The organism is Nocardioides psychrotolerans, assembly GCF_900113685.1.
Lineage (GTDB): Bacteria > Actinomycetota > Actinomycetes > Propionibacteriales > Nocardioidaceae > Nocardioides > Nocardioides psychrotolerans.
Map to the genome: position 1 here is coordinate 47,275 of NZ_FOQG01000001.1, position 12,914 is coordinate 60,188.

The 12,914-nt window shown below is 72.4% G+C and carries 13 protein-coding genes; 7 read left to right on the forward strand and 6 right to left on the reverse strand.

Annotation, left to right across the window (positions count from 1 at the left end):
- Nucleotides 1-9 precede the first annotated feature (9 nt).
- Nucleotides 10-771: a class I SAM-dependent methyltransferase gene (locus tag BM204_RS00225; protein WP_091109435.1), complete on the reverse strand. Its 762-nt coding sequence runs from the start codon at nt 769-771 to the stop codon at nt 10-12.
- A 121-nt stretch (nt 772-892) separates the two neighbouring features.
- Here BM204_RS00225 and BM204_RS00230 point away from each other — a divergent pair, with 121 nt between their 5' ends.
- Genes BM204_RS00230 through BM204_RS00245 form a run of 4 tightly spaced genes read left to right on the forward strand, consistent with a single transcriptional unit; the run spans nt 893 to nt 6,011 of the window.
- Nucleotides 893-2,677, forward strand: coding sequence for an acetyl/propionyl/methylcrotonyl-CoA carboxylase subunit alpha (locus BM204_RS00230; protein ID WP_246165798.1), 1,785 nt, complete (start codon nt 893-895; stop codon nt 2,675-2,677).
- Nucleotides 2,661-3,863, forward strand: a complete 1,203-nt coding sequence (locus BM204_RS00235) for a benzoate/H(+) symporter BenE family transporter (protein WP_246165796.1) — start codon at nt 2,661-2,663, stop codon at nt 3,861-3,863. Before BM204_RS00230 ends, BM204_RS00235 begins: the two co-directional genes overlap by 17 nt.
- Before the next feature lie 10 nt (nt 3,864-3,873).
- Entirely contained in the window at nt 3,874-4,365 is a 492-nt protein-coding gene (locus tag BM204_RS00240; protein WP_246165794.1) for a PH domain-containing protein, read from the forward strand.
- Nucleotides 4,362-6,011: a PH domain-containing protein gene (locus BM204_RS00245; RefSeq protein ID WP_091109439.1), complete on the forward strand. Its 1,650-nt coding sequence runs from the start codon at nt 4,362-4,364 to the stop codon at nt 6,009-6,011. The genes BM204_RS00240 and BM204_RS00245 overlap by 4 nt, the downstream gene beginning before the upstream one ends.
- A gap of 401 nt (nt 6,012-6,412) precedes the next feature.
- On the opposite strand, the gene BM204_RS00250 is transcribed toward BM204_RS00245, so the two are convergent.
- Complete coding sequence (locus tag BM204_RS00250; RefSeq protein ID WP_143099609.1) at nt 6,413-6,976, reverse strand: hypothetical protein; 564 nt, start codon at nt 6,974-6,976, stop codon at nt 6,413-6,415.
- Nucleotides 6,977-7,039: 63 nt separating this feature from the next.
- Between BM204_RS00250 and BM204_RS00255 the strand changes: the two genes are divergently transcribed.
- A complete protein-coding gene (locus tag BM204_RS00255; RefSeq protein ID WP_091109442.1) occupies nt 7,040-7,648 on the forward strand; it encodes an ATP-binding protein in 609 nt (202 codons plus the stop codon).
- Complete coding sequence (locus tag BM204_RS00260; protein ID WP_091109444.1) at nt 7,645-8,220, forward strand: hypothetical protein; 576 nt, start codon at nt 7,645-7,647, stop codon at nt 8,218-8,220. Before BM204_RS00255 ends, BM204_RS00260 begins: the two co-directional genes overlap by 4 nt.
- A 13-nt stretch (nt 8,221-8,233) precedes the next feature.
- Here BM204_RS00260 and BM204_RS00265 read toward each other — a convergent pair whose 3' ends face one another.
- On the reverse strand, nt 8,234-9,328 hold the full coding sequence (locus BM204_RS00265) for an adenosine deaminase (protein ID WP_091109445.1): 1,095 nt from the start codon (nt 9,326-9,328) through the stop codon (nt 8,234-8,236).
- A gap of 78 nt (nt 9,329-9,406) precedes the next feature.
- Between BM204_RS00265 and BM204_RS00270 the strand changes: the two genes are divergently transcribed.
- A complete protein-coding gene (locus BM204_RS00270; protein ID WP_091109447.1) occupies nt 9,407-9,862 on the forward strand; it encodes a MaoC family dehydratase in 456 nt (151 codons plus the stop codon).
- Nucleotides 9,863-9,947: 85 nt separating this feature from the next.
- Here BM204_RS00270 and BM204_RS00275 read toward each other — a convergent pair whose 3' ends face one another.
- The 3 genes from BM204_RS00275 to BM204_RS00285 form a co-directional block, all read right to left on the reverse strand.
- Nucleotides 9,948-11,234, reverse strand: a complete 1,287-nt coding sequence (locus BM204_RS00275; protein ID WP_091109449.1) for a thymidine phosphorylase — start codon at nt 11,232-11,234, stop codon at nt 9,948-9,950.
- 135 nt (nt 11,235-11,369) lie between these two features.
- Nucleotides 11,370-12,527: a cytochrome P450 gene (locus BM204_RS00280; protein WP_091109450.1), complete on the reverse strand. Its 1,158-nt coding sequence runs from the start codon at nt 12,525-12,527 to the stop codon at nt 11,370-11,372.
- Nucleotides 12,499-12,903, reverse strand: a complete 405-nt coding sequence (locus tag BM204_RS00285; protein WP_091109451.1) for a cytidine deaminase — start codon at nt 12,901-12,903, stop codon at nt 12,499-12,501. The genes BM204_RS00280 and BM204_RS00285 overlap by 29 nt, the downstream gene beginning before the upstream one ends.
- Nucleotides 12,904-12,914: the final 11 nt, after the last annotated feature.

A 12,914-nucleotide genomic window follows, 5' to 3' on the forward strand; every position in this document is an offset into this window, starting at 1 on the left:
CCTCGCGCCTCAGTCGCGACCGAGGACCCTTCGCCGCAGGACCACGAGGTCCTGGTATTGCTCGGGCGGCTGGTCACCCGCCCAGCTGCCCCGGGTCACGGAGACGACCTCCAGGCCGGCCTCCTCGGCCAGCCTGCGCATGAAAGACTCCTCGTAGCCGATCGCCTTGAGCGGGTCGGCCGGGGTCTCGTAGCGGGTGACGTCGTCGAGCTGGTGCACGAGCCGGAATGCCGAGCGCTCGCCCGTGACCGCCGGCAGGCGGGCATCGTCGAAGAGGAACCACGTCGTGGCCGCCAGCCCACCGGGCACGAGCACGCGGCGGATCTCCGCGAGGTAGCGCCGGATGTCGTCGGCGTAGAAGTGGGTGAAGACGCTGAACAGGGCGCAGTAGTCACGACTGCCGTCCGGCGCCGGGAAGCGCGCCTCCGCGGCAGGGATGGTCCCGTCGGGGTTGTAGCGCGCGTTGACGACGTCGAGGTGAGCGAAGCCGTAGCGCGGGTCGGCCGTCAGGTTCTGACGGCACCAGCGCACGTGCCGGCGCAGGATGTCGAAGCCGAGGTAGCGCCCGGAGTAGCCGGAGCTCATCAGGCCGACCGCGAGGCGACCGTAGCCGGAGCCGACGTCGAGCAGCCTGCTGCCCGGGCCTAGGCCGTGGGCGTAGAGGGTGCTGGCCAGCACCTGGCCGGTGTGGAGGAACTTCGCGTCGTCCTCGTTCATGAAACGCAGACGCTGGGGCGGCACGGGTGTCACGGGCTGCGTTGGGAGGGCCATGTGGCACGAGTCTATTCCACCCACAGGACCCCGCAGGCCTCCTTCACGACGGGGCGATAACCTGCCGCGAGGTCAAGGCGTGGCGACTTGCTGCGCCGTCAGCTCGAACAGGAGTGTCAGGGTGCCGCAGATCAAGCCGTTGCAGAAGGTCCTCATCGCGAACCGAGGCGAGATCGCGGTCCGCGTCATCCGGGCCTGCAAGGACGCCGGTATCGGCAGCGTCGCGGTCTACGCGGACCCCGACCGGGACGCCTTGTTCGTGCGCATCGCCGACGAGGCCCACGCGCTGGGCGGCGCCACCCCTGCCGAGTCCTACCTCGACATGGCGAAGATCATCGCCGTCGCACAGAAGACGGGCGCCGACTCGGTGCACCCCGGCTACGGCTTCCTCGCCGAGAACGCCGACTTCGCCCAGGCCGTCATCGACGCCGGGCTCATCTGGATCGGCCCCCCGCCGGCCGCGATCGAGGCACTCGGAGACAAGGCCAAGGCCAAGCACATCGCGCAGCGCGCCAACGCCCCGCTGGCACCCGGCACGAAGGACCCCGTCAAGGACGCCGACGAGATCGTCGCCTTCGCGAAGGAGAACGGGCTCCCGGTCGCCATCAAGGCGGTGTTCGGCGGCGGTGGCCGTGGCCTCAAGGTCGCGCGGACCCTCGAGGAGATTCCCGACGCCTACGAGTCCGCCGTCCGCGAGGCGGTCACGGCCTTCGGTCGCGGCGAGTGCCTGGTGGAGAAGTTCCTCGACCAGCCGCGCCACGTCGAGACCCAGTGCCTCGCCGATCAGCACGGCAACGTCGTGGTCGTCTCGACCCGCGACTGCTCGCTGCAGCGCCGCCACCAGAAGCTCGTCGAGGAGGCGCCCGCGCCGTTCCTCACCGAGGACCAGGTGACCGAGCTCTACGAGTCTTCCAAGGCGATCCTGCGTGAGGCCGACTACGTCGGTGCCGGCACCTGCGAGTTCCTCGTCGCCAAGGACGGCACCATCTCCTTCCTCGAGGTCAACACCCGCCTCCAGGTCGAGCACTGCGTCTCCGAGGAGGTCACGGGCATCGACCTGGTGCGCGAGATGTTCCGCATCGCCGCCGGCGAGGAGCTCGGCTACGACGACCCCGAGGTCCGCGGGCACTCCATCGAGTTCCGCATCAACGCCGAGGACGGCGGCCGCAACTTCATGCCGGCCCCGGGCACGCTGTCGGCCTGGAGCCCGCCCCAAGGCCCCGGCATCCGCCTCGACGGCGGCTACGAGAACGGCGAGACCGTCCCCGGCTCGTTCGACTCGCTGATCGCCAAGCTGATCGTCACCGGCCGTGACCGCACCCAGGCACTGGAACGCTCGCGTCGCGCGCTCGACGAGTTCGTCGTCGACGGCATGCCCACGGTGATCCCCTTCCACCGGGCCGTGGTCATCGACCCGGCCTACGTCGGCGCCTCGACGCCGTCGGGCGAGGGCGAGTTCACCGTCTACACGACGTGGATCGAGACCGACTTCGACAACCAGATCACGCCCTACGGCGGCACGTCGGCCGAGGCGGACGAGCCGGTCGAGACCCAGAAGATCGTCGTCGAGGTGGGTGGCAAGCGTCTCGAGGTCGTCATCCCGGCCGGGCTCGGGGGCCTCTCCGCCGGGGGTGGCGGGGCCAAGAAGCCCAAGAGCGCGGCACGCAAGAAGGCCGGCGCGGCCGCCAGCGGTGACGCGGTGACCAGCCCGATGCAGGGCACCATCGTCAAGATCGCCGTCGAGGAGGGCCAGGAGGTCGCCGAGGGCGACGTCATCGTCGTGCTCGAGGCCATGAAGATGGAGCAGCCCCTCAAGGCCCACAAGGCCGGCACCGTCACCGGGCTCCAGGCCGAGGTCGGCGCCACCGTGACCAACGGTGCCGTCATCTGTGAGCTCAAGGACTGACGCCACCTCGCTGTCGGAGCCGTCCCACGGCTCCGGACAGGCGGTCCTCGCCGGGGTGGTGACGGCGGTCGTCGGCTTCACGTCGTCGTTCGCAGTCGTCCTCACCGGCCTGACCGCGGTCGGGGCCACGCCCGTCGAGGCGGCGTCCGGCCTCTTCGTCCTGAGCCTGACCATGGGTCTCGGGTGTGTGCTGTTCTCGCTGCGCACCCGCACCCCGGTCACGCTGGCCTGGTCGACCCCGGGCGCCGCCCTCCTCGCGGGGGCGGTCGCGCCCGACGGCGGCTACGCGACGGCTGTCGGCGCCTTCGTCCTGGCCGGGCTGCTCTACGTCCTCACCGGCCTCTTCTCGCCCCTCGCCCGGTTGGTCCGGGCCATCCCCCTGGCGCTGGCCAACGCGATGCTGGCCGGAGTCCTGCTGGTCCTGTGCGTCGCCCCCTTCCGGGCCCTGGTCGACGAGCCGGGCGCCGTCGGTCCGGTCCTGCTCACCTGGCTGGTCCTGATGCGGGTCGCGCGACGGTGGGCGGTCCCGGGCGCCTTCGCCGCCGCGGTCGTCGTCATCGTCGCGACGGGCTCGCTGTCGGCCGTCGAGTCCGCCGACGTCGTACCTCACCTGACCTGGACCACGCCGGGCTTCGACCCGGCCACCCTCCTCGCGATCGGGGTGCCGCTCTACCTGGTCACCATGACCAGCCAGAACATCCCGGGGGCGGCCGTCCTCGCCTCCTTCGGCTACGACGCCCCGCTGCGGCCCGCGCTCTTCTACAGCGGCGCGGCCACGGTCGCCACCGCCGGGCTGGGCGGCTACTCGATCAACCTCGCGGCGATCTCGGCTGCGCTCGCGGCCGGCCCGACCGCCCACCCCGACCCCTCGCACCGGTGGGTGGCCGGGGTCAGCACCGGGGCGACGTACCTCGCCCTCGGACCCCTCGCCGCCGCCGTCGCCGCGGTGGCCGTGGCCGCTCCTGCCGGCCTCGTGGCGGCCGTGGCCGGGGTCGCGCTGCTCGGCACCTTCGGCTCCGCCGCCGCCTCGGCGCTGGGCGACGAGAGCCACCGCGAGGCGGCCGCCCTCACGTTCGTGGTCGCCGCGTCCGGGGTCGCGGTCGCCGGGGTCGGCGCGGCGTTCTGGTCCCTCCTCGCCGGTGGCGCCTACCTGCTGGTCATGCACCAGTGGCGACCGTCCCCGTAGCCTTAAGGGTGTGGAGCAGACCCGAGCACTGCGCGAGCCCAGCCAGCGCGTGAGCACTCGTGCCCGGCTGATGTGGCAGCTGTCCAACCTCGTCGAGGGCACGATCACCGTCGCGGTGCTCGCCGCCGGGCTCGCGGTCTGGGACGCGATCGACCTGCGGTGGTGGATGGTCGGGCTCGGCATCGCGGGGGTCGCGGTCTACGCGGGCGTGGTCCCCCAGTGGCGTTACGTCGTGCACCGCTGGGAGGTCTCCGAGACGGCCGTCTACACCCAGACCGGCTGGTGGGCCCGGGAGCGTCGGATCGCCCCCATGTCGCGCATCCAGACCGTCGACTATGCCGAGACCGCCATCGCCCGACTCTTCGGGCTCGCCACCGTCACCGTCACCACGGCCTCGGCCGCGGGTGCCCTGCAGATCGCGGGTCTCGACCAGGAGCGGGCCCGCCGGCTCGTGGACGAGCTCACCCTCAAGGCCGACGCCGTCGAGGGCGACGCCACGTGAGCGACCCCACCTTCCCCGGCGACCCGCACCCCCCGTCGTACGTCGTGGCGGAGCCGGGCGTCGAGGTGGAGTGGCAGCGGCTCGATCCCCGGATGCTGCTGGTCCATCCGGTCCGCGAGGTCATCCGATTCCTGCCGCCGCTGCTCGGGCTGTTCATCGCCGGGCAGGCCTCCGGTGGTGGCAGGGCGTGGCAGTTCCTCGGCGTCCTCGTGCCGGTGGTGCTCGGGCTCCTGCGCTACCTCACGACCAGCTTCCGCATCGCGGCCGGACGCGTCGAGCTGCGTCGGGGCCTGCTCAACACCCACCTGCTGTCGACGCCCCTCGACCGGGTCCGCACGGTCGACCTCACCGCCTCGCTCATCCACCGCGTCCTCGGCCTCACGACGCTGCGGATCGGCACCGGCACCAGCAGCGCCTCCGAGGACGACGAGCTCGACCTCGATGGCCTGCCCGTCGAGCGCGCGCGGGCTCTGCGCGGCGACCTGCTCCGGGCGGCCGGCCCCATGTCGTACGACGAGGCGCCGGGCGCGGCTGACACCGACGCCCCCGTGGTCAGCCTGGACCTCGGATGGGTCCGCCTGGCACCGCTGACCAGCAGCGGGCTGGTCGTCGCCGTCGGCCTGCTCGGCGCCGGCAGCCAGGTGGCCGGGAGCCTCGACCTCTACGACGACGTGGACCCCGGCTCGTGGTCGCTCGGGGTGCCCGGGTGGGTCGTCGTCGTGGCCGCGGCCGTCGGGTTCGGCCTGGTCGTGAGCGTGATCTCGGTGGCGGGCTACCTGGTGACCAACTGGAACTTCCGACTCACGCGCAGCCGGGGCGCGTGGCACCTGCGACGCGGCCTGCTGACGACCCGCGAGACGAGCATCGACGAGGTGCGCGTCGCTGGGGTGAGCATCGTCGAGCCGATCGGGCTCCGGCTCGCGGGAGGGGCCCGGCTGTCGGCGATCGTCACCGGCCTCAGCGCCGATGCGGCCGGCAGCGCGATGCTCGTCCCACCCGCGCCACGCGACGTCGTGGCCCGGGTCGCCGGCGTCGTCCTCGGCACCACCACGACCGTGCCGGCGCCGCTGGTCTCCCACGGACCGGCCGCCCGGCGCCGCCGCTGGTCCCGCGGGGTCGGGCCGGTCGCTGCGCTGGTCGGCCTGGTGGCACTCACGGTGGCGCTGACCGACGCGCGCTGGTGGGTGCTGGTCCCGGCGGTCGCCCTGCTGCCACTGGCCGCCGTGGTGTCCGCCGACCGGGCCGCAGCCCTGGGGCACACGCTCGTCGACGGCTACGTCGTCTCGCGCTCCGGCAGCCTCGCCCGGCGTCGTGACCACCTCGCCGTCGACGACGTCATCGGGTGGAACTTCCACGCCACGTGGTTCCAGCGGCGGGTGGGCCTCACCTCGCTCGTGGCCACTACAGCGGGCGGGCGGCAGTCGGTCACCGTGCAGGACGTCCCGGAGGCGCTCGCCGTCACGCTGGCCGACGACGCGCTGCCCCACGTGGTGGGCCAGTTCCTAGCCCCGCACCACGCTCCGGTCGACCAGCGCACGGGTGAGCCGGTCGACGTCGCTCGAGGTGGCTCCGGCCTGGTCGGGCGGCGCGGTGAAGAGGATAGTGACGACGGCCGCGTCGTCGGTGGTGACGAAGGAGCCCGCTGAGCCGACGACGTCGTCGGCGGTCTCCACCGGTCCACTGCAGCCCTCGTCCGACGGCGCCGGCCCAATGGCCGTGCAGGCCGCCACCAACGCGGTGGTCGATCGCTCGCCGACGGTCCGTCCCTCCTCGCCCGCGACGGCGAGGACGGTGAGCGTCAGCCGCACGTCGCCGGCCTCGCTGGTCGCCTCGCAGGAGGTGAGCCGGTCTCGGTCGCCCCGGACGGTCTGCTGCGGAGCGATCACCAGGGACCAGGTGGCCGCCACCTCGCCCAGGGCGTCGGCGCAGAAGGTGGGTGACACGGGCACGGCAGCCGGCGGAGCGGGCGAGTCGAAGGTCAGGGTCGCGCCGATGACAGCAGCAGCGCCCAGGGCGGCGCCGAGCAGGCCCAGCAGGAACCCGCGCATCACCACACCACCTCGGCCGCCGCAACAAGCCCCGCCAGGCCCTCGTGGAGCGGCTCGACGTCGGGCAGGTCGAGCTGCAGCACCCGGATCTCCACCAGGCTGTGGGCGTTCGTCAGCAGGACCACCTCGGAGATGCCCGTGCCGTCGGCCGGCGTGCGGGCACAGGCGCGCGAGCCACGTCCGAGCCAGCCGGGCGAGCGCTCCACCTCGGAGGTGTCGTCGGCCAGCAGGCCGCAGGCGATCTCGAAGGCCTGCCGCGCCGCGACCGGCAGGTCAGCAGCGCTCCCACCCGACAGCAGCGGCCGCCGCGAGACCAGGATGTCGCGCGAGCCGAGCGCCACCTCGCACTCGTTGCGACCGGTGAGCCCGGGCTGGGCGAGGATGCCGAGCGTCTGCATCGCCTCGGGCGGGACCGCGATCGCGCACTGTCGGGCGGACATGTCCTCGGAGAGGACAGCGGTGCTGGTGGTGGTGTCGGCGCGCTCCTCGACCAGGGCCATGGCCACCCCGGACGCCGCTGCCCCCAGCACGACGCCCACCGCCGCCACGGCGAACAGGTTCACCCCCTCAGCGTCCCACACCGGCGGGGGTCGGCGCGGCCGAACGCGTGGGGCACAATGACCAGCGTGCGCGCGCAGGTCATCGTCCTGGCCGGTCCGTCGGGAGCCGGCAAGTCGCGCCTCGCCGAACGCCTCGGGCTTCCCGTGCTGCGCCTCGACGACTTCTACAAGTTCGGCAGTGACGCGACCCTCCCGCGGATCACGTCGGGAGCCAACGCCGGGATCGTCGACTGGGACCACCCCGACTCGTGGCTGCAGGACGACGCGCTCGCGGCCCTCGAGTCGCTGTGCACCACCGGCCGCGCAGAGGTGCCGATCTACGACATCGCGCACGACGGCCGTTGCGGCTCCCAGGTCCTCGACCTCGGCAGCAACCGACTCTTCGTCGCCGAGGGCATCTTCGCCCAGGAGGTGGTGCCGCGCAGCCGGGTCGAGGGCTGGCTGGCCGAGGCCTACTGCGTGCGCCAGCACCCGCTGGTGACCTTCTGGCGTCGTCTCGACCGCGACCTGCGCGAGCGCCGCAAGCCTCCCCTCGTGCTCGTACGACGAGGGCTCGCCCTCCTGCACGACCAGCAGCGGGTTGTCGCCCACGCCGTCGAGCTGGGTTGTCGCCCCGTGTCTCCCCATGACGCCTGGGACGCCCTGCAGCACCTGCTGGACCGGTCGCGCCGATGAGCGAGGCCGCACGGGACCCTGCCCAGGTGCTCGGGGGTGGCCTGCGGCAACCCGACCGACGCTCGTGCGGCGCGAGCGTCCTCGTGGCGGCCCGGATGCTGGCCGAGCCCGCCTACGCCGCGGCGTTCACCACCGCCCGGTCCGCCCGGTCCGCCACGTTCGCCCGTGAGGCCCTGGGCCTGCACCGCCGGGTCACCGGGCCGCACGACGTCGCGGGCCGGCTCCAGCTGCCGTGGCCGCGGGCGATCGGCACTCCTCCGTGGGCAGTCGCCCGACACCTCACGACGCTCTCCGGCGTGCCCCACACGATCCGCCTGACCAGGATCGGGCTGCACGAGGAGCTCGACGAGGTCCGGGCCGCGGTCGGGGGCGGCCACCCGGTCGCGCTCTACGTCGGGGACCGGTGGCTGCCGCGGCACGTGGTGCTGGTCGTCGGCGCCTCCGCCGCGGCGTGGCAGATCTACGAGCCCGCGTCCGGACGGGTGCTCGACGTCGCCGAGGAGGCAGCCCGCACCCACGGCCTGGCGCTGGCCGGCTGGGACGTGCCGTGGTTCGTCGTACGACCGAGGTGAGCGGGTCCGGGCCTCAGACCTCCAGCGCGGCGTAGCCGGGCTTGATCACGGTGTCGATGATCGCCAGGCGCTCGTCGAACGGCAGGAAGGCCGATTTCATCGCATTGATCGTGAACCAGCGCAGGTCGGCGAGGGTGTAGTCGAACGCCTCGACGAGCGCGTGCATCTCCGAGGTCATCGAGGTGTCGCTCATCAGCCGGTTGTCGGTGTTGACAGTGACCCGGAAGCGCAGCTCGGTCAGCAGCCCGATCGGGTGCTCGGCGATCGAGGCGGCCGCCCCCGTCTGGATGTTGGAGGCGGGGCACATCTCGAGCGGGATCCGCATGTCACGGACGTAGGCGGCGAGCCGGCCGAGCGTGACCGTGCCGTCGTCGGCAACGGTGATGTCGTCGACGATCCGCACACCGTGACCGAGCCGGTCGGCGCCGCACCACTGGATGGCCTGCCAGATCGAGGGCAGCCCGAAGGCCTCGCCGGCGTGGATCGTGAAGTGCGCGTTCTCTCGCTGGAGGTACTCGAACGCGTCGAGGTGGCGGGTCGGGGGGTAGCCCGCCTCGGCGCCGGCGATGTCGAAGCCCGCGACCCCCTTGTCCCGCCAGGCGATCGCGAGCTCGGCGATCTCCATCGAGCGTGCCTGGTGTCGCATCGCGGTCAGCAGCTGTCGTACGACGATCCGCCCGCCCACCGCCTCGGTCGCCGCGTCGAAACCCTCCTGCACGGCGGCGACCACCTCGTGGAGCGTCAGCCCGCCCTCGACGTGCTGCTCGGGGGCATAGCGGACCTCGGCGTAGACCACGCCGTCCGCGACGAGGTCCTCGACGCACTCGCGGGCGACGCGGGTCAGCGCCGGACCGTTCTGCATGACCGCCACGGTGTGGTCGAAGGTCTCGAGGTAGCGCACCAACGAGCCCGAGTCGGCCGACTCGACGAACCACCGACCCAGCGACTCGGCGTCGGACGCGGGGAGCTCGTGGCCGACCTCGGCCGCGAGCTCGACGATCGTGGCCGGACGCAGACCTCCGTCGAGGTGGTCGTGCAGCAAGACCTTGGGAGCCTGACGGACCTGGTCGCGGGAGGGGGAGGTAGGTTCCGCAGGGGTGACGGTCATGTCGTCATCCAACCACCACCCAGATCACCGGACCCGACCCCCCGGACCCGGACCCAGGACCAGCCGCAGGAGGCCCCGATGCGTGAGTTCACCACCTTCGACGAGATCAGCGCCGCAGTCGGCGAGGAGCTCGGCAGCAGCGAGTGGTTGACCATCGACCAGGAGCGGGTCAACACCTTCGCCGACGCGACCGGCGACCACCAGTGGATCCACGTCGACGTCGAGCGCTCGAAGGGCGGCCCCTTCGGCGGCACCATCGCCCACGGCTACCTCACCCTCTCGTTGCTCCCCCTCCTCGGCAGCACGGTGTTCGCGATGAACACCCCCGGCGCCAAGCTCAACTACGGCGTCAACAAGGTCCGCTTCCCCCACCCGGTCCTGGTGGGCCAGCAGGTCCGCGTCACAGTCACGCTCGGTGAAGTCACCGACGTCCCGGCCGGCAAGCAGGTCACCCTCAAGCACGTCATCGAGATCGACGGCGTCGCCAAGCCGGCTTGCGTCGCGGAGTCGGTCGTCCTGCTGCTCGAGGGCTGAGCCCCCTGGGCGCGATGTTGCGCCGACTCGCGCCCACCAACGCCGTCAGGCAGTCCGTCCGCCGCCACAGACCCGCGGCTGGGCCTCAGGAGACGCGGTCGATGACCAGCGCCTGCGGCTCGTACGACGCCGCGTCGGCCTCGATGTCATAGCCACCTTCGAGCGAGGCCAGCGCCCGGTCGAACCGGGCGGGCTCGTCGGTGAGCAGCGTGAAGAGCGGCGAGCCCTCGACGACCCGGTCCCCCGGGCGTGCGTGCCAGACGACACCCGCACCGGCCTGCACCGGGTCCTCCTTGCGCGCGCGGCCGGCGCCGAGGCGCCAGGCGGCCAGGCCCACGGCCATGGCGTCGAGCCGGGTCAGCACGCCGGACGACGGCGCCGTGACGACGTGGGACTCGCGAGCCTTCGGCAAGGAGGCATCGGGGTCGCCGCCCTGGGCGTGGATCATCGCCTTCCAGGCGTCCATCGCCGAGCCGTCGGCCAGCTTCTCGGCAGGGTCGACGTCGGAGCGGCCGGCACCGGCGAGCATCTCGCGAGCCAGGGCCAGGGTCAGCTCGACCACGTCGGCCGGCCCGCCACCAGCGAGCACCTCGACGGACTCGGCGACCTCGATGCCGTTGCCGGCCGTGAGGCCGAGCGGCGTGCTCATGTCGGTGAGCAGCGCGACGGTGTGGACGCCGGCGTCCTTGCCGAGGTCGACCATGACCTCGGCCAGCTCGCGGGCCTTCGCGAGGTCCTTCATGAACGCACCGGTGCCGACCTTGACGTCGAGCACCAGCGACCCGGTGCCCTCCGCGATCTTCTTGCTCATGATCGAGGAGGCGATGAGCGGGATGGCCTCGACGGTGCCGGTGACGTCGCGCAGGGCGTAGAGCTTCTTGTCGGCGGGCGCGAGGCCGTCGCCGGCCGCACAGATCACGGCGCCGACCGACTCGAGCTGGGCGAACATCTCCTCGTTGGACAGGGCCGCGCGCCAGCCCGGGATCGCCTCGAGCTTGTCGAGGGTGCCGCCGGTGTGCCCGAGACCGCGGCCGGAGAGCTGGGGCACGGCCACGCCGCAGGCGGCCACGAGGGGCGCTAGCGGCAGGGTGATCTTGTCGCCGACGCCACCGGTCGAGTGCTTGTCGGCGGTCGGGCGCGAGAGCGTGGAGAAGTCCATCCGCTCCCCCGACGCGATCATCGCCGCGGTCCATCGGGCGATCTCGCGACGCTCCATGCCGTTGAGCAGGATGGCCATCGCGAGCGACGACATCTGCTCGTCGGCGACCTCACCGCGCGTGTAGGCGTCGATCACCCAGTCGATCTGGCTGTCGGAGAGGGAGCCCCCCTCGCGCTTGGCGATGATGACCTCGACGGCGTCGTGCTGAGACATGCCCTGACCCTAACCGGGTGTGTCCCCACTGCCGTGGGGAGCCTCTCGGCAGGGCACCCCACCCCGGGTGGTGGATCGATCAGCCATGGACTCGCTCGGCCGGACGCGACATCCGGACAGGGACAGGACCAGCGGTCAGATGGCCCGCACCGGCACCGATCGGTGCCCGCGCAGCACGAAGGTGCCGCGGCTCTCGGGCTCGCCCGCCAGCACGAGGCCGGGGTGGGTCTCCCACAGCGCCGCCACCGACTCGGCCAGCTCCATGCGTGCCAGGGGCGCCCCGAGGCAGAAGTGCACGCCGACGCCGAAGGCCAGGTGCGGGTTGACCTCGCGCGCCACCTCGAAGTCGTCGGGCCGCTCGAAGACCGCCGGGTCGCGGTTGGCCGCGCCGAGCAGGGCGGCGATCCGCTGCCCCTCCTCGACCACGACCCCGGCCACGTCGACCGGCTCGGTGGCGGTGCGTTCGAAGAGCTGGAGTGCGGAGTCGAAGCGCAGCATCTCCTCCACACAAGCTGGTACGTCGACCCCCGGGCGCAACCCGCGGCGCAGCATCGCGACCAGACCGTTGCCGAAGACGTTGACCGAGGCTTCGTGGCCCGCGTTGAGCAGCAGCACGACCGCGGCCACGACCTCGTCCTCGGTGAGCTCGGTCGCCACGAGGTCGGTGATCAGGTCCTCGGCCGGCACACGGCGACGCTCCGACGCGAGCTCGCGCACCAGCCCGGCGAAGTCGGTGGCCGCGCGAACAGCCGCCTCGACGGTCGACGGGGACGGCGCGGCCTCATACATGTGGACGATCGACTGCGACCAGTCCCTCAGGTCGGGGGCGTACGAGCGCGGCACCCCGAGGAGGTCGGCGATCACCAGCACCGGCAGGGGCTCGGCGTAGTCGGCGATGACGTCGAAGCCGGCCGGATCCACGTCGGCCAACAGCTGAGCGGCCAGCTCGCGCACCCGCGGCCGCAGCCGCTCGATGTGACCGCGCGCGAACGCGCGAGCGACCGGACGCCGCAGCCGGGTGTGCTCGGGGGGCTCGTTCTCCATCATCTGGTTGCGGTGCAGCAGGTTGAAGGGCTCCAGCTGCTCGAGCGGCTCCTTGTCCTGCCAGAGGCGACCCAGACGCCGGTCGCGCTGCACGGTGCTCACCGCTGCGTGGGCGAAGGTAAGGAAGCGCTGCGTCGGCTCGTGCCAGGCCACCGCGTGCTGCTCGCGCTCGCGCGCGAAGTGCGGATAGGGGTCGGCGACGACCTCGGGGTCGCTCAGGTCAAGCGAGGTTGTCGGGACCGAACGCATCCGGCAGCACCTCATCCATCCGCTTCACGCCCGAGACCGTCAGCAGCAGCAGCTCGGGGCCGCCGTTCTCAAAGAGCAGTTGCCGGCAGCGGCCGCACGGCATCAGCACCGCACCCTGCCCGTCCACGCAGGCGAAGTGGGTCAACCGGCCGCCACCGGTGATGTGCAGCTGGCTCACCAGACCGCACTCGGCACACAGGGCCACGCCGTAGGCAGCGTTCTCGACGTTGCAGCCCGTCACCAGGCGGCCGTCGTCGACCAGCGCCGCAGCACCCACGGGGTAGTGCGAGTAGGGCGCGTAGGCGCGTTCCATCGCGGTGACCGCCTCAGCCTGCAGTGCGGCCCAGTCGAAGTCGTCGTGCGTCGTCGTCACCATCGCGGCCGGGC